The 20,353-nt window shown below is 68.6% G+C and carries 31 protein-coding genes; 6 read left to right on the top strand and 25 right to left on the bottom strand.

Annotated features, from left to right (window positions below; translation table 11 throughout):
* Positions 1 to 158: 158 nt before the first annotated feature.
* The 8 genes from MJ876_RS11165 to MJ876_RS11130 form a co-directional block, all read right to left on the bottom strand.
* Entirely contained in the window at positions 159 to 3,128 is a 2,970-nt protein-coding gene (locus tag MJ876_RS11165) for a hypothetical protein (protein ID WP_240236368.1), read from the bottom strand.
* 192 nt (positions 3,129 to 3,320) lie between these two features.
* Positions 3,321 to 3,728, bottom strand: a complete 408-nt coding sequence (locus MJ876_RS11160; RefSeq protein WP_240236367.1) for a hypothetical protein — start codon at positions 3,726 to 3,728, stop codon at positions 3,321 to 3,323.
* Positions 3,725 to 4,126 (bottom strand): hypothetical protein, encoded by a 402-nt coding sequence (locus tag MJ876_RS11155; RefSeq protein WP_240236366.1) that lies wholly within the window; start codon positions 4,124 to 4,126, stop codon positions 3,725 to 3,727. The genes MJ876_RS11160 and MJ876_RS11155 overlap by 4 nt, the downstream gene beginning before the upstream one ends.
* Positions 4,123 to 4,458 carry a hypothetical protein gene (locus tag MJ876_RS11150; RefSeq protein ID WP_240236365.1) on the bottom strand — a complete coding sequence of 112 codons (336 nt, stop codon included), beginning with the start codon at positions 4,456 to 4,458 and terminating at the stop codon, positions 4,123 to 4,125. The genes MJ876_RS11155 and MJ876_RS11150 overlap by 4 nt, the downstream gene beginning before the upstream one ends.
* 258 nt (positions 4,459 to 4,716) lie before the next feature.
* Positions 4,717 to 5,289, bottom strand: a complete 573-nt coding sequence (locus MJ876_RS11145; RefSeq protein ID WP_240236364.1) for a hypothetical protein — start codon at positions 5,287 to 5,289, stop codon at positions 4,717 to 4,719.
* Positions 5,282 to 5,449, bottom strand: coding sequence for a hypothetical protein (locus MJ876_RS11140; RefSeq protein WP_240236363.1), 168 nt, complete (start codon positions 5,447 to 5,449; stop codon positions 5,282 to 5,284). Before MJ876_RS11140 ends, MJ876_RS11145 begins: the two co-directional genes overlap by 8 nt.
* Positions 5,450 to 5,505: 56 nt before the next feature.
* Entirely contained in the window at positions 5,506 to 5,709 is a 204-nt protein-coding gene (locus MJ876_RS11135; RefSeq protein WP_240236362.1) for a hypothetical protein, read from the bottom strand.
* Positions 5,706 to 6,140 carry a hypothetical protein gene (locus MJ876_RS11130; protein WP_240236361.1) on the bottom strand — a complete coding sequence of 145 codons (435 nt, stop codon included), beginning with the start codon at positions 6,138 to 6,140 and terminating at the stop codon, positions 5,706 to 5,708. Before MJ876_RS11130 ends, MJ876_RS11135 begins: the two co-directional genes overlap by 4 nt.
* 174 nt (positions 6,141 to 6,314) lie before the next feature.
* On the opposite strand from MJ876_RS11130, the gene MJ876_RS11125 reads away from it, so the two are divergent.
* Positions 6,315 to 6,464, top strand: a complete 150-nt coding sequence (locus MJ876_RS11125; RefSeq protein ID WP_240236360.1) for a hypothetical protein — start codon at positions 6,315 to 6,317, stop codon at positions 6,462 to 6,464.
* A gap of 10 nt (positions 6,465 to 6,474) precedes the next feature.
* Here MJ876_RS11125 and MJ876_RS11120 read toward each other — a convergent pair whose 3' ends face one another.
* The 11 genes from MJ876_RS11120 to MJ876_RS11070 form a co-directional block, all read right to left on the bottom strand.
* Entirely contained in the window at positions 6,475 to 6,702 is a 228-nt protein-coding gene (locus MJ876_RS11120) for a hypothetical protein (protein ID WP_240236359.1), read from the bottom strand.
* Positions 6,699 to 7,268 (bottom strand): hypothetical protein, encoded by a 570-nt coding sequence (locus tag MJ876_RS11115; RefSeq protein ID WP_240236358.1) that lies wholly within the window; start codon positions 7,266 to 7,268, stop codon positions 6,699 to 6,701. The genes MJ876_RS11120 and MJ876_RS11115 overlap by 4 nt, the downstream gene beginning before the upstream one ends.
* Entirely contained in the window at positions 7,268 to 7,564 is a 297-nt protein-coding gene (locus tag MJ876_RS11110) for a hypothetical protein (protein ID WP_240236357.1), read from the bottom strand. The genes MJ876_RS11115 and MJ876_RS11110 overlap by 1 nt, the downstream gene beginning before the upstream one ends.
* Entirely contained in the window at positions 7,561 to 7,851 is a 291-nt protein-coding gene (locus tag MJ876_RS11105; protein ID WP_240236356.1) for a hypothetical protein, read from the bottom strand. Before MJ876_RS11105 ends, MJ876_RS11110 begins: the two co-directional genes overlap by 4 nt.
* Before the next feature lie 8 nt (positions 7,852 to 7,859).
* Positions 7,860 to 8,150 carry a hypothetical protein gene (locus MJ876_RS11100; RefSeq protein ID WP_240236355.1) on the bottom strand — a complete coding sequence of 97 codons (291 nt, stop codon included), beginning with the start codon at positions 8,148 to 8,150 and terminating at the stop codon, positions 7,860 to 7,862.
* Positions 8,151 to 8,339: 189 nt separating this feature from the next.
* Positions 8,340 to 8,669, bottom strand: coding sequence for a helix-turn-helix domain-containing protein (locus tag MJ876_RS11095; RefSeq protein ID WP_240236354.1), 330 nt, complete (start codon positions 8,667 to 8,669; stop codon positions 8,340 to 8,342).
* A gap of 136 nt (positions 8,670 to 8,805) precedes the next feature.
* Positions 8,806 to 9,207 carry a hypothetical protein gene (locus tag MJ876_RS11090; protein WP_240236353.1) on the bottom strand — a complete coding sequence of 134 codons (402 nt, stop codon included), beginning with the start codon at positions 9,205 to 9,207 and terminating at the stop codon, positions 8,806 to 8,808.
* Positions 9,204 to 10,586: a recombinase family protein gene (locus tag MJ876_RS11085; protein WP_240236352.1), complete on the bottom strand. Its 1,383-nt coding sequence runs from the start codon at positions 10,584 to 10,586 to the stop codon at positions 9,204 to 9,206. Before MJ876_RS11085 ends, MJ876_RS11090 begins: the two co-directional genes overlap by 4 nt.
* A 12-nt stretch (positions 10,587 to 10,598) precedes the next feature.
* Entirely contained in the window at positions 10,599 to 11,471 is an 873-nt protein-coding gene (locus MJ876_RS11080) for a type II secretion system F family protein (protein WP_240236351.1), read from the bottom strand.
* Positions 11,468 to 12,337, bottom strand: a complete 870-nt coding sequence (locus MJ876_RS11075) for a type II secretion system F family protein (RefSeq protein WP_240236350.1) — start codon at positions 12,335 to 12,337, stop codon at positions 11,468 to 11,470. Before MJ876_RS11075 ends, MJ876_RS11080 begins: the two co-directional genes overlap by 4 nt.
* Positions 12,337 to 12,672, bottom strand: a complete 336-nt coding sequence (locus MJ876_RS11070) for a CpaF/VirB11 family protein (RefSeq protein ID WP_240236349.1) — start codon at positions 12,670 to 12,672, stop codon at positions 12,337 to 12,339. The genes MJ876_RS11075 and MJ876_RS11070 overlap by 1 nt, the downstream gene beginning before the upstream one ends.
* Before the next feature lie 238 nt (positions 12,673 to 12,910).
* On the opposite strand from MJ876_RS11070, the gene MJ876_RS11065 reads away from it, so the two are divergent.
* The 5 genes from MJ876_RS11065 (at position 12,911) to MJ876_RS11045 (ending at position 16,804) form a co-directional block, all read left to right on the top strand.
* Positions 12,911 to 14,089, top strand: coding sequence for a hypothetical protein (locus MJ876_RS11065; protein ID WP_240236348.1), 1,179 nt, complete (start codon positions 12,911 to 12,913; stop codon positions 14,087 to 14,089).
* The gene (locus MJ876_RS11060) at positions 14,089 to 14,514 is read left to right on the top strand and encodes a hypothetical protein (RefSeq protein ID WP_240236347.1); all 426 of its coding nucleotides are present in this window, start codon (positions 14,089 to 14,091) and stop codon (positions 14,512 to 14,514) included. Before MJ876_RS11065 ends, MJ876_RS11060 begins: the two co-directional genes overlap by 1 nt.
* A 185-nt stretch (positions 14,515 to 14,699) precedes the next feature.
* Positions 14,700 to 15,137, top strand: a complete 438-nt coding sequence (locus MJ876_RS11055) for a hypothetical protein (protein WP_240236346.1) — start codon at positions 14,700 to 14,702, stop codon at positions 15,135 to 15,137.
* A gap of 263 nt (positions 15,138 to 15,400) precedes the next feature.
* Positions 15,401 to 16,030: a hypothetical protein gene (locus MJ876_RS11050; RefSeq protein ID WP_240236345.1), complete on the top strand. Its 630-nt coding sequence runs from the start codon at positions 15,401 to 15,403 to the stop codon at positions 16,028 to 16,030.
* Positions 16,031 to 16,144: 114 nt separating this feature from the next.
* Positions 16,145 to 16,804: a DUF4145 domain-containing protein gene (locus MJ876_RS11045; RefSeq protein ID WP_240236344.1), complete on the top strand. Its 660-nt coding sequence runs from the start codon at positions 16,145 to 16,147 to the stop codon at positions 16,802 to 16,804.
* Positions 16,805 to 16,821: 17 nt separating this feature from the next.
* Here MJ876_RS11045 and MJ876_RS11040 read toward each other — a convergent pair whose 3' ends face one another.
* From MJ876_RS11040 to MJ876_RS11015, 6 genes are all read right to left on the bottom strand, one after another.
* On the bottom strand, positions 16,822 to 17,460 hold the full coding sequence (locus tag MJ876_RS11040; RefSeq protein ID WP_240236343.1) for a hypothetical protein: 639 nt from the start codon (positions 17,458 to 17,460) through the stop codon (positions 16,822 to 16,824).
* A 137-nt stretch (positions 17,461 to 17,597) separates the two neighbouring features.
* Positions 17,598 to 17,783 carry a hypothetical protein gene (locus MJ876_RS11035; RefSeq protein ID WP_240236342.1) on the bottom strand — a complete coding sequence of 62 codons (186 nt, stop codon included), beginning with the start codon at positions 17,781 to 17,783 and terminating at the stop codon, positions 17,598 to 17,600.
* Positions 17,784 to 18,357: 574 nt separating this feature from the next.
* Positions 18,358 to 18,585 carry a hypothetical protein gene (locus tag MJ876_RS11030; RefSeq protein WP_240236341.1) on the bottom strand — a complete coding sequence of 76 codons (228 nt, stop codon included), beginning with the start codon at positions 18,583 to 18,585 and terminating at the stop codon, positions 18,358 to 18,360.
* Between the two features lie 35 nt (positions 18,586 to 18,620).
* The gene (locus tag MJ876_RS22230) at positions 18,621 to 19,334 is read right to left on the bottom strand and encodes a recombinase family protein (protein WP_240236340.1); all 714 of its coding nucleotides are present in this window, start codon (positions 19,332 to 19,334) and stop codon (positions 18,621 to 18,623) included.
* 26 nt (positions 19,335 to 19,360) lie between these two features.
* Complete coding sequence (locus tag MJ876_RS11020) at positions 19,361 to 19,774, bottom strand: hypothetical protein (RefSeq protein WP_240236339.1); 414 nt, start codon at positions 19,772 to 19,774, stop codon at positions 19,361 to 19,363.
* A 237-nt stretch (positions 19,775 to 20,011) separates the two neighbouring features.
* The gene (locus MJ876_RS11015) at positions 20,012 to 20,293 is read right to left on the bottom strand and encodes a hypothetical protein (protein WP_240236338.1); all 282 of its coding nucleotides are present in this window, start codon (positions 20,291 to 20,293) and stop codon (positions 20,012 to 20,014) included.
* Positions 20,294 to 20,353: the final 60 nt, after the last annotated feature.

The raw sequence follows: 20,353 nt of genomic DNA, 5'->3' as shown, positions 1-20,353 counted from the left end.
CCGCAACTTCAAACCGTTAAAGACCGGTTTTTAGCCTGCTAAGCCGCCCCGCCCAGCATGGGGTCCAGGCGGGACGGCCTAGGCCAAGTCTGTCCTTCGGGGCGCTAGGCAAACCGGAGGCGTGGTCACGGTTCGTGCTGCGATGCCGCAAGACCCGCTCACCCGCGCCCGTGGATGGCGTTGAAGTCGTAGTCGGCGCCGCGGTTGTCGTCGACCACGCGCTGAGCGACGTCCTCAGCGATGCCTTCGATCTCGGCGGGTCCCCAGGGGGTGTTGAGGGTGCCCCGGACGCGCAGTGGGCCCTCCACACGGACAGTGGACGGGCCGCTGTAGCCGCCTCCCCCACCGCCCGACCGCATTGCGGCCATGACGGCATCGCGCTCGCGAGCCCAGAACTCACGCTGACGACCTATCACCTCGTCCGACAGAGCGGCTTGAACCCCTCGGCGCTCGGCCTCAAGGCCGCGGATGCCTCCTCGGCGATACCACTCGACCTGGCCGCCGAGGATGCCGACGGTCTGCTCCGCGATCTGACGAGCACCAGGGCGCCGCCAGTCGTTCGCGTGAGGGATATACGACTCGCCGCCCGTCTCGGGCTCGGCCCAGACGCGAGTGGGCCCACCGGACGCGATCTGAGCACGGTGGCCGTTGGCGAAGTCGCCGGCTGCGATGCGGTCGCGCACGATCGATTCAGCAGTTCGAGGCAGGCTCCGGTTGATCGCCGGGTACATCCCGCCGGCGGCGTTGGCCTTCACGTTGCGGGTGACGACGGTGACGGTGACGGTCTTTGACTGGATGCCCGCGAGCCCGCCGCGGATGCCCGCGATGGGACCGCTCGCTTTGTCGTTGAGGCCCACTGACGGCGTGGGTCGCATGTTCCCGAGCAAGGTCATGCTCGAGCGGACGACGTTGGACTTGCCCATGGCTTCGCCGATGTCGGCGCCGACCTGGGGTGTGGTCTTGCGCGTGTCGATCTCCCGCAGGCGGTTGTCCATTCCCTGCAGCGTCGAGCGGCCCGGCCTGTCGTTGGCACCGACCACGGGCGTGGGTCGCCGACCACCGATCTCACGCATGCGTGAGTCGAACCGGGACAGCATCTGGTCACCGCGACGGGTCTCTGGCTCCACGCGGGGTCGGGCGCGCTGGCGGTCGAGCCGCTCGACGCGCCTGGTGGTGTTGTTCAGCCCGCGCATGGTGTCGCGTTCACCCTCGAGCGCGAGGCGGGTGAGCACCTTCTTCGGCATGTCGAGGTAGCGGCGTGCGAGGCGCTTGGCCTGGGCCTCGTTGCCGGTCATCGCCGTGGCCACGCGGACGAACGCGTCGCGGGCGTTGTAGTAGCGATCGGTGTTCTGCTTCACCGCGTGGGACATGCCGTTCCACGACGAGGCCATGCCTGAGAGCAGGCTGCGGTTCTCCCGGCCGGCGGCGGTGTAGGAGCTGATCCCCCGCTCCCCCTTCGCGGCGGCGTCCTTCGCGTCCGCGAGGGCCTGTCCCCAGGCGGTCTGGGCGTCGAACGCACCGAGCGCGGCGTCGTGCTGGCGGCGCATGGCGCGGGACATCTCGTTGATGTTCTGCGAAGCTCCACCGGCGGCATTGCCTGCCTGATCGGCAGAGTCGGCGTACTTGCCGTTCCCGCTGCTCGCAGCCTCGAGCGCCGCCTGATAGGCGGGGAAGCTCTTCAGGACGTCGTCACGGGCCCACGGGGCAATCGAGGCGCCCTGGGTGGCCCCGGTGGCCTCCTCGAGGATGCGCTGGAACGCCCTCTCGGCCTCGCCCCGCTTGCCGGTCTCGATGAGGTCGGAGAGGGCCTGGTCGACGGCGGCGATGTTGTCGGCGGCGTTGTCCATCGGCGTCGCTCCGCCGATGGCGAAGATCTCCCGCAGCGGCTCCGCGGCCTTGTTCTGCCAGCCGGCCATGTACTCCAGGCTGTTGCCCATCTGCTCCAGCAGATCAGGGGTGCCACCCGCAGCCAGGGACCGCAGATCGTCGCCGACCTTGCCGACGTCGACCATTGCACCGGATGCCTTGCCCCACTGCTGACCCAGGAAGGTCGCCGCGGTGCCGGCCAGACCGATCGCCGTGGCTGCACGCCCCATCCCGCCCGCGACGGCGGCGCCGGTCGAGGACGCATTGGTCCTGGTTGTCGCGAGGATGCCGTTGATGCGGCTGGTCGCCGCCGCGGCCCGGTTGAACAGCAGCAGCGCGCCCGCGGCTTGGAGTAGCGGGGTGCCGATGGGCGAGTCGGCGATGGCGGACAAGGCGGTGGCGAAGCCCTCGAGGGCGTTCAGCGCGGGACCGCCGAGCGGTGCGGCAGCCACGACGATGTCGGTGAGCGCACCGCCGATGGCGGCGGCGGTCTCGGCGACCTCGGGACCGTTCTGCCGCAGGTATTGGGTGAACTCTTTGAAGCCTTCGGTCTTCGACAGTCCGGCGGCCCAGTCGTCGAAGTCGTCTGCCTGACCGCGCAGCCAACCCGAGAACTCCTGGTTCGTGGGGTCGAAGGCCATGACGAGCTCGGCTAGGCCGTGGGTGACGTCGCCCACGGTGCCGACGAGGTCGGTGAGGATGGGGCGGGCGTTGTCCTCGATGTAGGAGAAGAAGCCCTCCCACCGCTCCCCTGTCAGGGAGGCGATGCTGTCGCCGGCTAGGTCGCCGGTGACGTCGCCGAGTTCGTTGAAGAACGACGCGATGCGGGGTAGCGCGGACTCGAGGTTGTCGAGCCCGTCCATGACGCCGGGGAAGAACCCGTCGGCGGAGGCGTCGACCGTCGCGGCCGCGATTGCGGGTCGAAGTTCACCCAGCTCGATGGCGAAGCGGCGCGCCTTGGGCGACAGCTCCCCGAGGGCGTCGCGCATTTTCTCCAGGTTCTCGGCGGTGGGGTCGAGACGGACGGCCTCGATGGTCGTGAGCGCCTCCCCCACACCCTGGAACGCCAGCAGCGCCGAGGAACCGGCCATGGCTGCGATCGACAGTTGTGCGGCCACGCCCGCCAGCGCGGGCGCCGCCAGGCCGGCCACCGGGATCAGCGCGGGCCCGAGGGTCAGCGCGACCTCGGAAGCCAATCGGAGCCGGCCGGTCAAGTTGTTGATGCCCTGGTCGAGCTGGCGAATGTTGCGCTCGGACGACACAGCGTCCTGCGACAGCGACCTGAGGCCGCCGCGGGACGCGCGCTGGGTGATCCGGTCGACCTGCTCCCCAGAGGCACCGAGATCCTTCAGCGTCGCAACCAGGAGCTTCAGCGCAGCGGCGTCCCTGACAGCCTGCTGGGCCAGGTTCGAGGTGACGTGGATGCGGACTTCTTCTCTGCGGACAGCGATGGCTCAGCCCTCCTGGCTCGCGGCGTAGTCGGCCAGGAACTGCTCAGCGAGCGTTCCCTTCGGCTGACCGTCGACAGTCGGGGTCGCGATCCGGTCGAGGTTCGCCACTAGAGACTCGACCGCCCCGAGGAGCTCGACCATCTCCTCGCTGGTGTGGTCGAAACGGCGGATGCCCGTGAGCTGCACCCGCGTCTCTTCTTTCTCGTCGTGGCTCATGCCGCCGATGAGGTCGACGATGCGGAACAACAGCGCCTGCGTCGCCGGGTTCAGCGTCCGAAACTGGTCAGCCAGGCCCGGGAGGATCGACTCCGCGGCAACCATCCGGCTGACGACATCGGCCACCGAGGGCCGAGGCTGAGACGGGCGTGACGGGTTGCCCTGCGGGCGGCCCTTGGACTGGTGCTTGGTCATGCGCCCTCCTGACCCTCGGCGCGCAGACGCGCACGCTCGATCGACGAGACCTTGCCGGGGCCGTGGACGCCCCGCAGCGAGCGCGCCTGCGGCCGCTTGCCCGCCTCATCAGGCAGACGCAAAGCAGCCAACAGGCGGGCGAGGAGGATGGCCTGTTGGCGAACCTCGACCTGCACTGGGTGAGTCATCAGCGCGCCCTTGTCGGTCGTGATCCACGAGGGCGCATCAGCGGCCTCGCGCTCGAGGCGTTCGACGCGGTCAGCGGTGCGGCAGGCCGACAGCATCACCTCAGCCATCGGGTTGCCGGCCCGGTCGAGGTCCGGGTCGCGGGCTACGAGGTCGGACCGCAGCCGCTGACCTCGTTCCTGCAGGCCGTCGAGGGAGTGTCGCTTGCTCATGAGGCCTCCTCGGGCGCGGTGCGCAGGCGGCGCTCGCGGGGTCGTGAGTGGGTGCCGGTGCCTGAGGTGGCTCCCTCGGTGGTCGGCGAAGCGACTCGTCGTGCGGCGGTCTCGTCGGCGGCGATCTGCCAGCCCATCTCGGCGAGGCCGGCGGTGGTCATGCCGACCTGATCGGCGAAGCGGTGGAGCTGGGCCAGGATCGAGGCGGGCGCGCTCTCGGCCTCGCAGCGCACGAAGGTGCGGACCCACAGCCCGATCGTCAGGTGGCGCCACTGCTCCGACGGCTGAGACCACGCCCAGCCCTGTGGGGTGCGCCAGGCCAGATCCCACACCTGAAGCTCCCTCGACGACGCCGAAGGCAGCGGGAACGCCGGGATCTCACCGTCGTAGCCGTGCGCCGGCAGCGACGAAAGCGAGTAGCCCCGACGCTCCGAACGACCCGACCGCGGGTCCGGCCGAGAGCCCGAACGGTTGCGCGCCCCGCCCCTACCCACGGGGTCCCCCGGAATGTTTGAACCCTGCGTACCTCGGAGCGACCTCAGCCGCGGTCCGTCGGACCCCCCTGCCGGGGTGGAGTAGCCCCCTGGGGGTCATGCCTGCGCTCCCTCGGCCTGCGCCCACTCCGGTGTCGGGATGGGCTGGCCGGCCCGCTGCGCATCGGCCTTGGCCTTGGCCGCCGCCTCGAACCGCGCGTGGCGCTCCTCGGTCGGGATATGGAGCAGAGCCTGGTGTTCCTCGTGGAGCAGGCCGTAGCGATCCCCGATCCGCATCTGCTGCTGGTACCAGGCCTCGTTCTCGGCCTCATCCGCCCGGATCTGCTCGGGCGTGCGGGTGTCGGTGTCGCGCATCCACTGCTCGGCCCGGATCTTGGCGTCCTGCAACCCCGGGCTGTCGATCTCCATCTCCGGGATCCCCGCGTACTGCTCGAACATTTGATACACCGCAACGATGTCAGGGTTCTCGGCCACTGCGTGACGCACACCGAACGGCAATCTCAGCAACTCGTTCGGCTCGATCCCCGATGCGGTGAACGCAGGGACATCAGCGGTGCCGTTGGCGAACATCTTGGGCGGCGTCGAGACCTTGGTCAGTCGGTCGAATCGCCACGGGTCACGCTCGGCCAGCATCTCGGCCAGCGGATTCGCGCTGTACGGGTCAGTCATTGCCCAGCCTCTCGAACGCCATCAGCGCGCCCGCATTGGCAAGCTCGGCCACGCGCTCAGGATCAGCCCACGACGGGACCTCGCGGCCCTCGGTCAGCCAGTGCCGATGGCCATCGGGGTCGACCAGCTCGACCAGTCGGGCGGTGACCTCGTAGCTCACAGCGGGCACCGCACGAGGCTGCGTCAGCACAGGCTCACGGGGGTCCTCAGTGGCGCTCACGACCCGACCTCGGCTTCCTCGATCGCGCGGACCGACAACAGGTGCTCGACGTTCTCCGTCGTGATCCACCCCGGCAGCACGTCACCACCGCGGTAGGTGGCGTTCACGATGCCGACCCCCTCGGGGATCTGCAGTTGCACGGTCTGCCACTGACCGCCCACGACTCGGTACTGCGTCGGCTCCTTGGCCTTGGTCGTCATGCCGCTCTCCTCAGCTCGTACTCGGCTTGCAGAGCGAGGGAGTCGATGCGCCAGCCGTTGCAGGTCTTGGTCCCGCCGGCCTGCTCCATGATGCGGCGCGCCTGCCGATCTCCGACCCCGAACAGGCGCGCCACCTCGCGGACACCAACTACCTCTCTCGTGACCGACACTGCCGAAGTCGGCGATGCCCGGACGTCCGACGATGTCCGCATGTCCGCACCTACCTCGGCCGCAGCCTGAGCTGCGGCAGCAGCGACCTGCCGGTAGCGAGCAGGCACACCGACGCCAGCGCTCGCGGCCTGCTGCTCAAGCATCCTTAGACCCAGCGCGCACAGGCGGCTGAGGTCGACCGCGCCCTGTCCTGTGTAGGTCACCTGATCCCGGTGCACCGCCACCGGGCCGGGTGAGGGTGCGCGCCAGACGTCGGTCACGAGACCCACCCCCATGCCCCTCCGCCCCGGGGGCCTGCCCCGAGACCGCGGTTGAGGTGTCTCGCAGTCCAAGGACCTGAAAAGTTCTGAGCACGGCCCCGGCACAGACCTTCTGTGGTCGGGAGCACGCTCAACGCCCCGCCTGACTTCGTCCGCCCACGGGCACCTCGCACCGTGTCGAATAAGAAGTGGCTGATCCCTGTCCTCGCGCTCGGCGCCGCCCTCCTCGTCGGGCTGATCCTGCTCGGCATCGGCGCCCTGCTCGACGACGAGACCGACGTCGGGCCCCAGCAGCAGCCCACGCGCACCAGCAACCCGGAGTAGTCGGCCGCTCTCATCGCGTCCCCCGCTCGTGCGTGGGCGCGTGGTCGGCGACGATCCGGTCCAGCACCTCGAGCGCGTCGTCGATGACGTCGGCGAACGCCTGCGCGGGGATTAGCAGCTCGCCGGCTTGCGCGTCGCTGGACTCACGGAGACGGGCAGCAAGAGAAGCCAGTCGGTGGGGCGGGCAGTCGCACGGCTGCGGCAGGCGCGACGTCAGGTCGTAGACGCGGGCGCTCACGACGCCCGCCTCTCGGCGTTGCGGCAGTCCTCGGGGCAGCGTTGCCACGGGTGCCACTCGCAATCCGTCACATCGACCGCGGCCTTGGTCGAGGCGATCTTCTCGTTGCTGCGCTTTTCGTCGCGATGCCCAACCGAACGGGGCCTTGGCGACTCTCGCTTTCCGTCACCCTCTTGGGTGGGGTCTGTGGCGCACCATGTAGCGCTCTCAGATGGTGCGCTCTGGCGCACCATGTCACCACCGGGTTTCCGCACCATGCTGGGTGGTGCGCTCTGGCGCACCATGCTGGCCGGGATCAGCCCCTGGTAGACGGCCGTGACACCGGGCCTCCCCCGGCGCACGATGTCGAGAAAGCCGAGGTCGCGGGCCAGCTTGATCCGCTCGGTGATCCCCGACGTGTGAACCCCGAACTCGTCGGCGAGCTGGGCTCGAGGCACGGACACGATGCCGCGGGCGTTCATGCTGTCGGCCAGCCGCAGCAGCAGCACCCGACAACCGTTAGTCATGCCCTCGCGCTCGGCGTAGACCGCCGCGCGGAACCGGGGCCGGCGGTCCGGGGCGCTCACTAGATCACCTCGTCCTGGATCAGCGCGACCTGAGCCCGGGCGTCACACGCCTGGGCGATCTCGGTCAGGCGCCGCCACCGTGCTCGGCGCTGCTCGAGCGTCGAGTTGCCGACGAAGTCTCCGGGCCGTGCGCGGGCATCGCGGAACGTCTGAGCGCGACGACGCCAGTAGCTCGCAGTCGCCTCCCTCATCGCGTCCTGAATGACGCGGGCTTGGAAATGAGCGACGTAAGCGTCCACCTCGGCCGGCGTGACGACCTCTAGGGCGACCTCTGGCGCCTCCTGCACCGCGGTCACCACAGGCCCTCCGACTCCGGCATGGGGGTCGGGGTGAGGTGTTCAGGGCTGAACACCTGCCGGTCGTCCTGGCGCCTCTGACGTGTCGCCCGCGGACCGAGAACCACGATGTCGTAGTTGCGGCGCTCGGCCAGCGCTACGACGTCACGGGCGGTGTGCTCCTGCACCGACCAGCCGCGGGCCAGCGTGCGCCACATCGGCGGGCGCCCCGTCACCTCAGTGACCAACTCACGCGAGCCGTGGCCACGCACCAGCGAGCCAACGTCGTCAAACTCGACCTCGAGCACCCGGCGCCTCATGCCGCACCGCCGTCCACCAGCTTGAGCACCGTCCGCCGGGTCCTGCCGCGTCGTGCGCAGTCGAAGCTGCGCTCGACGCGGCCGATCTCGGCTTCAAGTTCGGCCAGCCTGCGAGCCCGTGCGATGTTCTGCAGCACCACGTGCGGGTTAAGCGCACCGGCCTGCAGGGACTCGCGGCACCGCTCCGGCTTCAGGCCCTTGGCCTGGTGCATCGCCACGCTGACCTGGTCCCTGTACTCCAGCGCGTCGAACTCGGCGAGCGCCTGCACCTTGAGGTTGCGGCTCATGCGGCCACCTCCGATGCCACGAGGTGCAGGCAGACGGGGCCAAGCTCACGCTCGACAGACCTGGCCGCCGACAGCGGAGCGCCGCAGCGCAAACACCGAACGGAGCCGGTCTTGGGGGATACAGTCGAGGTGTCGCCCGTCAGTGACACTTGGGACGCCTCGGTTCGCCAGCCGGGGCGTTCTGTTCGTTCAGGACGCAACGCGATCACCGCCGCCCGCCGGTCGCAGGAGGCTCGTAAGCCGGTCGCGCTGCTCAGAGGTCAGCTGCGGCGCCTGATCGACGATCTGGCGCACGTAGTCGTCGAGCCCCGCAGCCTTCACGGCTGGTCGCAGCAGGGCTTCGACGTCCGCCCTGGCGATCCTGATCAGACGAGACGAGCCCACGCGGTGAGCGCGGAGTTCATTGCGAGCGATGGCTCGACGAACGGTCTTGGGGTTGCACGAAAGGATCGCTGCCGCGTCGTCAACCGATACGTACTGTTGCGGTTCGACAAGAGTGACTGCCTGGGTTCCAGACATGGCTCGTAGCCCCCTCCACGGGTTCTACGCAGCCCCTGCATTCGTCTCCGATTAACCCCGGGACGGGCCCCGCTCCAACGCGGTCGGGCAGTCAGTGTTGTGAGTCCAGCCTAGACCACCCGGGTCCCCGCTGGTCCTAATTCGCGGGGCGCCTCTCAACGTGTCGTATCCAAATCACGGGCGCACGGTCGCGCCGCCGCCGCTCCGGCAGATCGAGAACCGCGCGCAACAGCAGGTCGCCGTCGACCGCATGCCCTACATCGCACCGACCACAATCAGCCATGAAGTCGTCGCCGAGACGCTCAATGACGCCCTCCGTGGTCGTCACCTGCTGCCCCGCCAACACCACGGCGACGAGCGTCCGCGAGCGGCGGTCGCACATTACGTTGGCCACTCGGATCCGTTCGGCGTACTTCCACAAGTTCTTAACTTGCGGCCGGCGCTCTCCCGCCTGACGTTTGATGGCAGTGCTGTGCAGCTTCCGGTTCACGAACGCCTGGTAGACCTCTTCATTCTCCTCCGGCGTCAGGTCGCTCAATACCCCTCCCCGGGCGAGACGTTCTTCCACTCGATCTTGACTTGTTGAGGGGTGAATCGAACGCCCTTGCCGGCAGGCAGGATTACGACGTCGGCGAGCACCTTGATGACCTCGCGAACGGTCAGTAGTGGCAACTCGCTCAGTCGCAGCGCAACGTCGTCGGCTCCGATGATCTCGGACAATGGGCTGTCTGCGGTTGCCACCGCGATCTCGCGCTCAAGGTCGGCGATCTGCCCGCCGAGCTTCTTCGCTTGCGCCTTGACGGACTCGGCTGGCAGCAGCCCCTCCGCGAACATGGCGGCGAGGCTATGCCTTCGGTCTCGAAGCTCGTTCGCGCGAGCACTGAGTCCTGACACATCGACCTCAGTCGAGAACAGTCGTGCCGCATCGGGGGCGCTCAACCGAGCGGCAACGACTGCCATCACCACCTCATCGACAGCGTCGCGGCGCCGAGCCCCGTAGCAGCGCCGACACCGGTAGACCGGCACCCGGTCCGCCCCGTTGGTGGTGAAGAGCATGGGTTCGCGATTGCAGCCGTCACGGCCACACAGGGCGACGCCTGACAGGAGATGCTTGACCGCCGTCGAAGGTGCGTTCTTCCGGCGGGGGTCGGTCAGCTTGGCGACCAACCGCTCGTGCGTGTCGTCGTCGAGGATGGCCGGTCCTCCACGGCCCATGTCCTCGCCGCGGTAGACCGCCCGCCCGGCGACGCGTGGGTTGAGCAGCACCTGCTTGACCGTCTTGGTGCTCCACTGTCCGCCAAGAGAAGTGGTCACGCCGCGCTCGTTCATCTCTCGAGCGATCTGGGCGAGCGACTTGTCCGCGAGCGCATCGCGGGCCGACCGCCGGATCTCCTCGGCCTCTGCCTCCACGATGAAGACGTCGGAACCGTCGCGGTCGAAGCCGAATGGACGGCGAGTCCACAACACCTGACCGCGCCGAGCTCGGTCGAGGTTGGCGGCGACCTGGCGGTCGCCCTTCTGCTCGACCTCGTAGCGAGCGACGCTGGCCATCTGGCTCGCCACGAACCGGCCTGAGGGTGTCGTGAGGTCCATGCCGCCGGCCACGACCGTGGCGATCGTGATCTTGCGGCGTTCAGCCACCTCCAGCAGGTCGGCGAGATCCCGGAGCCTGCGGTATAGCCGGTCTGTGTGCCAGCAGATCAGAACGTCGTATGCGCCGTCGTCGAGGTCCCTCAAAAGACGCAACCAGCCCGGCCGAGGGCCCTTCGTCGCGCTTGCGTCGTTGTCCCGGTAGACCTCCCCGACGCTCCAGCCGCGGCCGTCAGCCAGGTGCCGACACTCGGCCATTTGACGATCGACCGCAGCACCCTCGCCTGACTTGTCGAGGGACTGGCGAAGGTAGATCGCTGCCCGCATAAAGCAAAGGTATCAGTTGACAACCGGGACCATCATCAGGACCTCCTTGCGGGCGGCGGACTCGATGAGCTCGCGCCGCCCCGCCTCCCGGACGTCGGCCGCCTGGGCGTGCAGCACGTCGGCGAGCGGGGTGCCCCGCTCGACCGCCACGGCGATGCCCTCGGCGAAACGGGCGACCAGGGGCAGGCCGCTCTGGGCGGCCATCCGGTCGAACGCCGCGCCCACGGGCTCCCCGGTCCGGACCGCGGCGAGCACCCGTCCGAGCTCGCGCGACAGCTCACCGCCGCTGCGGCGGCAGACCCGGTCCAGGGCCGCCACCGGCCCCTCCCCCGCGGCGACCGACAGGGCGAGCAGCTCGGCGATGGTGGGGAACTCGGCCAGGATGCGGCGCTCGCGGGTCTTCACCTGCTGGCTCAGCCAGTTGTCGCGCGCGATGACCCCGGACGCGAGGGCGGCGAGGCAGAGGATGAGCGTGCCGACGGCGCTCCCCGGGTCGCGCAGGGTCGCCAGGACGCCGAGGAGGGCGGACACGCTGAACGCGACGAGCCCCCACACCACCTGCTCGACCCGGAAGTCGTGGACGGTCTTGTCGATTCCGGCCCGCTCCAGTCGCCGCCGTACCGAGGTCGCCCCGCCGAGGACCCGCTCGACCGCGTCGGCGGCGCCCCGCAGCACGGGCCCGAACACCCCCGCCGCGGCCGACGTCGGTGACGCCGAGGCCACCCGCAGGGTCGGCGTCCGTCCCACCTGCGGGAGGTCGCGCACGTACGGCAGCACCCGCGTCGACAGCTGCGGCCGCCCGATCACCCGGACCCGGGCCAGGACGACGAGCAGTCCCACGCCGACGCACAGGCCGATGCCGGCTCCCCACAGGCCGAGGTTCACGACGACCCCCCGACGGCGAGGATCCGCCGGTCGACGGGCAGCCGACCGAGGCGGGTCATGAGCCGGTAGGCGACCACGCACACCCCTGCCCCCACCCCGAGCACCACCACCCCGGCGGGCGAGGAGTACCGCTGCACGACCTCGGTCTGGAAGCTGAGCACGAGCAGGACCAGCCACGGCGCCGCGACGGCGAGACGGGCCCCGTTGACGGTCCAGGACTGACGTGACTCCATCTCGGCGCGCGTGCGGGCGTCGTCGCGGAGGTAGCCGGACAGGTTGCGCAACAGGCGTCCGAGCTCGCCGCCGCCGACCTCGCGGGCGACCCGCAACCCCTCGATCACCCGGTCCCCGACGGGGTCGGCGAGGCGGTCCTTCAGCCGGTCGAGGGAGTCCGAGAACCGGCCCGAGATCTGGTAGTCGAGGGCGAACGCGTCGAAGGCGTCGCGCAGCGGCTCCGGTCCGCGCACGCCGAGGCCGGCCAGCGCGTCCGGCAGCGACAGCCCGGCTCGGACGCCCGAGGCGAGGTTGTCGACGGCCTCGGGCCACACCTCGGCGAACTCCCGCTGACGCCGCACCGCGCGTCCTCGCAGCGTCGCGACCGGCAGGTACGCCGCCAGCAGGGCGAAGACCAGCGCGATCGGCGGCGTCCTGGACACCGCCAGCATGACCGCGCCGGTGACCCCGCCGAGGATGGCGCAGAGGGCGACGAAGCTGCCCGGCGTGACGGAGCTGAGCCCGGCCCGGGCCAGCAGCTGCTGGACGGCGCCCGGCCCCGACCGGGGTCTCGCCTCCCGCCGGGGCAGGAAGAAGGCGGAGTAGACGAGCAGCAGCCCGAGGCCGACCCCGAGCCCGACCACGGCGCCCATCAGCCGCCCTCCAGCAGGCGGTGGACGTCGACGCCCGCGCGGGCGTAGCGGTCCAGGTGCGGCGGCATCCCGCCCACCCGCTCGAGGTCGCCGCCGGAGCGGGCGAAGATCGTCTCGGTCTCGATGATGTCGTTCTCGACCCGACCGGGGACCGCGACGATCTCGTTGGTGCGTCGCACCCCCTTGCCGTCGATGCCGAGGTGGACGACGAGGTCGACCGAGCTGGCGACGGTCGGGACGACGAAGCGCGACGAGATGTTCTCGCCCGCCAGCAGCGGCAGGGTGCACATCTTGACCAGGGCCTCGCGGGCCGAGTTGGCGTGCAGGGTGCACATGCCGGGCAGTCCGGCGTTGAGCGCGAGGAGCAGGTCGAGTTGTAAGAGTTCGATAGCAGGGTGTCGATCTCGGCTATTGTCGATATCGACGGCGACCGCTGCTCAGCCCCAGCCGGGGCCTCGATCGTGATGGAGCCCCAGTAGGGGCATCCGCGTCACCCGCTCACGCGAGCGGGGCTAGTGAGCCAGATCGCGAGTCCGAGCGTCAACCGATCTTCGCGACCCTTCTGGAGACTCCATGAACGCGATCAAGCGTCAGCTGCTGGAGAGCGGCGACATCCAGGGCCTGCTGGCCTACAACCGCCTGAGGTACGGCGGCTTCGAGATGATGGCGCGGGGCTACGCCGCCCACGGCGGCATTCTCAAGGCCCTCGCCGACGGCACCGACCTCAACACCATCTGGGCCGAGTTCGCCCAGACCCTCGACCTCGCCAACAAGCGCCGGTCCGCGCTGGTCGACCTCTTCACCTTCCGCACCACCCGCAAGGGCGAGTCCGTCCTGCAGTCGCCCACCGGCTCGTCCGACTTCGAGCGGTCCAGCGAGTACGGCGTCCCCCAGGCGATCCGCGCCGAGCAGGCGCTGCTCCCGATGGGGTACACCTTCGGCTGGTTCGACCTCGCCACCCGCTACACCTGGAAGTTCCTGGCGGACGCCTCGGCCGGGCAGGTCGCCTCGCTGCACAACGCGGCCCTCGAGGCGGACAACCGGCTGACGTTCAAGACCGTCATGAACCGACTGTTCAACCCCGCGCAGGGCGCGAACGACGACGGCACGCCCGTCTACGGCCTGTGGAACGGCTCGGACGGCCAGACGCCGCCCGACCACGACGGCCAGAGCTTCGACACGAGCCACAGCCACTACCTCACGACCCAGTCGACCAGCCTCGACCCCGGTGACGTCGAGGACCTGCAGAACACGGTCCTCCACCACGGCTACGGCGAGGTCGACGGCGGCACGGTCGTGATCCTCGCGAACCCCCTGGACGCGGAGCGGATCGCCGGCTTCCGGGTCGGGGTCAACGCGGCGAAGTTCGACTTCATCGCCAGCGCCGGGGCGCCGCCGTACCTGACGACGGAGACGCTGGTCGGCAGCCGGCCGCCCGAGCAGTTCAACGGCCTCAAGGTCCTCGGCCAGTACGGCCGCGCCCTGATCGTCGAGAACCGGCTGATCCCCGTCGGCTACGTCGTGTGCCTCGCGACCAGCGGCAGCAACTCGTCGCGCAACCCGATCGCCCTGCGCGAGCACCCGTCCGCGACCCTGCAGGGCCTGATCATCGTGCGCGGCAACGTGCCCGACTACCCGCTGATCGACTCGTACTACGTCCACGGGCTCGGCACCGGCATCCGGCACCGAGGGGCTGCCGCGATCATGCAGGTCACGACCAGCACGACCTACACGGCTCCGGCGGCGTTCTGATGACGCTGACCGGCGCGGTGCTCTTCGAGGCCCGCGAGATCGCCGAGGCAGAGGTCAACCGACTGTGCGGTGGCAACGAGCTGCTGCTGGGTGACGCGCTCATCGGGCGCATCGTGGAGAAGGCAGCCGACAGTCGGCACACCTTCGCCCACGACATCGAGACCAGCGGCGGTCCCGTCGAGGTCGGGCACGTACGCGTGCTCCCCGCACACCGGTCGTTCGGTGCCCGCCGTGTGCCCGAGCCAGACGCCGAGCAGCGATGCGGCGTCTGGACAATGTGCGACCGCTGCGACCAGCACCACAACACCCGCAACGGTCGCAAGGTCTGGGTGCCTGCCGGTCCGGCCGCGATCGAGTTCGGACTCTGCCTGGTCTGCGTCGACCACCTGAACGAGCACTTCGGTCCGGTCACCTGGCGGTCGTGATGCCCGGCAGGAGCAGGTCGCACTCGGAGCAGTCTTGGGCGTCACAGCCCGAACACGTCGTCCGTTGTGTCGGCACGCTGCGCAGCGGCGACCGATGCAAGCGGGTTGCTGAGGACGGCACGAACATCTGCGACCAGCACGGCGGCGGCGCGCCCCAAGTTCGGCGCGCCGCTGCAGAGCGAATCATGCACTCGACCGCCTCTGCCGCCGAGTCCCTGCTGGCGGCGATGAACAACCCCTCGGTCCCGTGGGGCGTGCGGGTGAAGATCATGCAGGACGTGCTCGATCGCGGCGGCCTCGCCGCAGCCCAAACGCACCGCCTCGTGGTGGCGGAGGACGACCCGGTCGAGTCGCTGTTTCGCGACCTACTGTCTGACCCCGACAATCTCGCCGCGGCGCCCCTTGTCGTGCGCGGCGAGTTGGTCGCGCCGGAGCCGGACCCCGCGCAGGACGCGCTCGACCGGCAGGCGGAGTCCTGGGTCGAGGACGCCGAGGTCACGCCACTCCGGCACGAGCCGGACGACTACGGACCCGTCGGGCCGCACAGCATGTCCCCGCCGTCCAGCACCAAGATCCCTCGGCACATCGCCGAGGGCCTGGACCTTCACCCACGGCGACGATGACTACCCGTTGTGACGAGCGGGGTTGCCCCTGGCGGGGTGACCCCGCTCGTTGTCCGTGGCACAGCGACCGCGCCCGCCGTGTCGCTGACGAGTCGTGGGATAGCGGCTACGGCGCGCTGATGCGAGAGCGGCCCGGGAGTAACTGCTAGTTCTGCTGCCTGCCCTCTGCGATGATGAACGGACGCAGTGAAAGTGTCCGCGCATCTTTTGATGTCGATCCTCGGTGGCGCTGCTTCCTACACGCTTGCCTAGGGAGCAGACCCATGACGTACGACCCCATCGAGGCCCTGTTCTTCCAGCGACTGGCGCGAGCTCGTCGCGAGATGGCGGAGGACTTCGACCTGACCCTCCGCGCTGTGATCGAAGAGCGGACCGACAGCATCCGGGCCGAGGTTGCGGCCGAGTACGCGGACCGACTCCGGCAGGCGCATGAGACAGCCCAGCGGTGGCGCGATCAAGCCTGCCTCTCCCACGCAGAGTGGGAGGAGCAGAAGAGGCAGCGCGCTGTCGCCAATCACGCGGCAATCGTCGGGACCACGAAGGCCGGCGGCGGCCGACCCAAGGGCACGGTCCGCTGCATCTACCGAGTGCGAGTGTGGCTCGACTCTGAGGCCGACGCCGTAAGCATGGGCGATCACCTGTGGGCCGATCGCTACAAGTTGGACGACGAGCCCGAGCCCGGCATGAAGGTCCGCACCTGGGGTCACCAGGGCAACATGCTGAAGCTGGTCATCGACTACACCACCAAGGGCAACGCGGCGTCCGACATCTACCGAGCAGGCGACCCCGAGCGGCCAGGAATGCTCAACCGGGTTGCCCGGCGCCTCGGGGTCACCATCCGTGACGCCGAAGTCGAGGAGCAGTCACGAGTGGCCGTCACTCTGGGTGTCTAGATGCTCTCCTGACGGGTCGCGACCGGTCGGCGGGCCAACTACCCGTCCGACGGGTTGCGACCCGTCTAGCCGAGGCTGACGGGCGCTGTCGGCGATCGATCGTAGAATCGAGGCGTGACTAATCGCGTCTGCTGGTCTTGTAAGGTTTTTACGCACATGACCGTTGTTGAGAGCAGCGCCCAGATAAAGTCAACGGGCGGACTGATAGGCGGCAGAGTGGCTTACAGAAGTCAGGCTGTCTTCAACTGCGACAACTGTCAGCATCTAAGTATCGCCGAGCGAATCAGCACTCAACCCGACCCGCTCTCAGCGTTGATGGCGAACGGTGCGCGCCTAACGTGGCTTCCCGCAACAACGGTCCAGCAAGACTTCCCAGACGTTCCCGATCACATCGCGGGGGCGGCGACCGAGGCAACCCTCTGCTTCTCGGCGGGCGCCTACCGCGCGGTGGGTTCGCTGGCGCGTGCCGTCATTGAGGCAACCGCAAAGGACAAAAGAGCCGAAGGAAAAGACCTCTACTCTCGCATAGAGCAGCTGCACGCCGATGGGCATGTACGGCTGCATACGAAAGAACAAGCGCACGAAGTCCGTCACTTCGGCAACGGCATGGCTCACGGCGACTTCACTAAACCGGTCACCCAGGAGGAAGCCGAAGAGATCGTGGAGTTGATGAAGGAGATCCTTGACGAGGTCTACCAATCACCGGCCCGGCTCAGTAAGAGAAGGGCCGCTCGAGCGGCCAAGACAGCCAGCCCCGATCAGCCCGCGCCGTGAAGGGTTGGGAGGCCCACTTACTCGTAGTAATCCCACTGGTAGACAATCTCCCCTGCCACCCGAGCGCGACCTCGGAAATCATTGCTGTATAGCGGCGTGACGCCAGGCGGCAATAGTGACGCCACCAACTCGTACAGGTCGTCGTCGGACAGATACTCGTCCTCAGGCAATACGAGGCTCAGCCAGCCTTCTTCTGCCCTTGCGGTCGGCTCAAGGACCACGTCTACGCACATAAGCTGTTTCCCGTTCACGCGAAACGTGCGTACCGCCTCTGTACCTGGCGCGGACCTTGCTTCGTCAAGAAGTTCCCGGCTAATGACCGCAACCTCGTCGAGCAATTCAAGAGACATGACGGCGTCGATGTCTTCTTCATCGACGTCGCTGTTCTCAAAGAACGTCTCGTAGTCCTTATCCGACGGCATGAGGTCACCGCTGGCATAAAGGTCTATGAAGTAGTTGTAGGCGTCTTTGCGGTCGCCAATGCGGTGGTAGTCGTTGTATGCGAGAAGCCAGCAGACGTCTTCTTCAACGACGAAAGTTGTGACGGCCCGCTCTTCTCCGACGTGCAGAGAACAGACCACGCCGAAGCCCCAGCCACCATGGACTGGCTCACCTTGGTCGGGGGCCTGTCCGCGCATGGCAACGAACTTCTTCACCGCCCTGTGCAGATGCTCGTACTGGCGCGCATCTTCTTCCGACCTGGCCGAGGCATTTTGGGCTGACTGGCCCAAGTCGTCTTGAAGGCAGCGCAGGGTGACCCGAAGATGCGGTGACGGCAAGAGTCAGGCGTGCGTCAGGCGCTACGCAGGCGAGCAGCGGCAGCCCGCGCACGCTCACGACGAGCCTGCTTGCGAGCCTCGGTGCGAACCCGGGCGGCCTCCAGATGAGCGACGTGCTCAGCCTGGCTGTAGGAGTCGAGGCGTGCGACAACCTGCTGAGCAGCAGTGGTGGACTGCTTCTGCTTCAGGGCGTGTGCCATGACGAGCCTCCTTGATCCGGTGCCAACTACAGTAGCCGTCGGTTGCTGAAACTTCCAGATAGCGCCCCTTCTGGCGCCGATCCATCTTCGGTTTCCAGAAACCGCTCCACGACACGCCGTGCTGCCCACTACGATCACTGGCACCGAAGGCCGGAGGTCAGCGCAGCTGATGCCAGTGATCGTAGTGGGCAGTGTCAAGTCTTGACATGCCGACTAACCTGGTCGGTGCCGCCCGCTTCTCAGGACGGACATGTCGCGGCACCGACCAGGTTAGTCGGCGCGTGCGTATCCTGTGCTGCCCGCAGGAAGCCTGACGCTAGCCGGACAGCGGCACGGAGAGGCATGACGAAGGCCCGCCACGTTGGCTGTGGCGGGCCTTCAGTCAGCCGATCATGCTTCGCATCACCAAGAGGATGAGGAGCAAGACGACCAGGGCGAACGCGAGTTCGACCATGGTGACCTCCAGGGGCTCGCCGGTGACCCGTGATCGGCTGACCACAAGCCCCTATCCCGCCGCGCCCGAAGGTTTGCTGCCCCGGCAGTATGCGCCGCGCGTGAAGTGAAGCGCTAGTGCCTAGTCGTCGTGGAGGGCTGCGTTGAGCTCGTCGGTGCTGTACCCGAAGGTGTCGGTGTCGTCCCCGCTCTGACCCCAGATCATGGCGGCGTCGTACACACTCAGCGACTGCCCGGGGTCTTCACCGTCTTCGTCGTGATCGCTCCCAATCATGCAGCGGCACTCTTCGCCCCATTCGTCGCCGTTCTCGTCCTGGGTCAGTTTGAGGTGCTTGGGTCCTGTCGGCATACCGCTCCCCCTTGTTGCTCTGCGGATGAGCGAGGCTACCCGCGCCCTGCGGTTGCACGGTTGCGAAGCACCCCGCCCACCGTCTGGCGGGTCCAGCGGGTCGCGTGCCGGGGCTGGTGGCCGGGCCGGGAGTTGAGGTGGCGTGCGATCGCGTCGAGCGTGTGGCCGTCGCGGTGCAGGGTCGCGATGACGGAGATGACGTGCTGCTCCCTGTCGTCGACGCCGGTGCGGGTCTGGCCGAACGGGTAGGACCCGGAGGGCTTGCCGCCAGCAGCACGCTTGGCCTCGCGGCCGTCGCGCAACCGCTTGACCAGCAGGGCGCGATCGAGCTGCGCGAAAGTGCCCATCACTTGCCGGATCGCGGTCCGCATCGGGTCACTGGGGTCGTCACGCAGCACGGGGCCCAGGTCGCAGGCATGCACCTCGCCGTCGAGGGACCAGACCTCAGCGAGCACGGCCTCCTGCACCGTCAGGTCACGTGCCAGCCGGTCGAGCCGAGCAACCAGCAGCACGTCGGCATCTCCATCCCGCAGGGTGGAGAGGGCGCGCATCAGCCCCGGCCTGTCGGCGGCTGGCTTGGCGCCGGAGACGCCCTCGTCGCGGTGCGACACGGTGACCTCGAGGTCGTGAGTGGCCGCGTAGGCGTGCACAGCCTGCTCCTGCACATCGAAGCCCCACGCCTCGACCTGGGCATCGGTCGAGACGCGGAGATAGACAACGGCACGGCGGCCCGCACCCTGGGTGGGCACGGGCCGCGTGGTGTCGCGGGTCGTTGTCACGCGGTGACCAGCAGCTCGCGCAGGCGGGCGCTGAGACCGTCCACCACGTTCAGCGCCTCAGCGGCGTCGTCGGCCTTCGGCACGGCAGCAACGGCGAGGCGCAGTTCGCGCAGCGTCGTGCGAACTTCGACATTGCCCGCCTTGGGTGCGGGGCGCAGGTCCGGGTAGACGTCGAAACGGCAGCCGTCGGGGATCGACCCGTCGCCCTTGGGTGCACCAGCCTCCAGCCACGGCACCAGCGTCTCCCGCAGGAAGGACGCCGTGAAGGAGGTGGGGCCGGTGTAGCCCAACTCCTTGAGCCGGTCGAGCAGGGCCGAGCGGGTCGCGGGCTTGGCCGGCGCGGGGGCCGGGGTCGGCTCAACCTTCTTGGCGGTCTTGCGGGTGGTGGCCTTCTTGGCGGTCGCGGTCATGGTCTGTCCGTTCGTCTCGGATACCCCCGGTGGGTACCTGCTGAGTCGATTACGGCAGGAGGCCATGCTGATGTCGACAGGTTCGGGCAGGGATGCCAAGACCTGCATTTGCCCAGGTCAGCGGGCAGGTGCAATCCCCTGCATGGTCACTGCTTCTACAGAAGCGGTGACCAACCTCTAGATGACGATCTAACGGGCCGAGCCAATCGGACGGGCCAACCGTCCAACCCCTATCCGCTAGACCGTCTGGCCTCGTCTCAGCCCGTCCAGCACGGCCCAGAGGTCCGCGGCTGTCAACGACAGCGACCCCTGGTGGCCGAGTCGGCGCAGCTCGTCCTGAACGGCAGCGCGGTTGGCGAAACCTGCGCGCCGCCACGGCATCCTCATCGCCGCTTCGCCCTGTGCCGGTGGGTGCAGCACGTCGACGGCCAGGTCGAAGATGACCACCGGCAGGTCGGCCTCGACCAGCAGGTCGAGCCGCTGATCCCACTGCTTGACCTGCTCGACGTCGACCAGCACCGGCCACAGGCAGCGAGCCAGCGCCCAGTCCTCCTGCTCGGTCGCGAGTCTTGCCCCGAA

Origin of the sequence: Nocardioides sp. CFH 31398 (assembly GCF_022436705.1) — a bacterium.
GTDB lineage: Bacteria > Actinomycetota > Actinomycetes > Propionibacteriales > Nocardioidaceae > Nocardioides.
The sequence above is the reverse complement of the archived record's forward strand: the minus strand, read 5'-3'. Positions and strand labels throughout refer to the sequence as shown.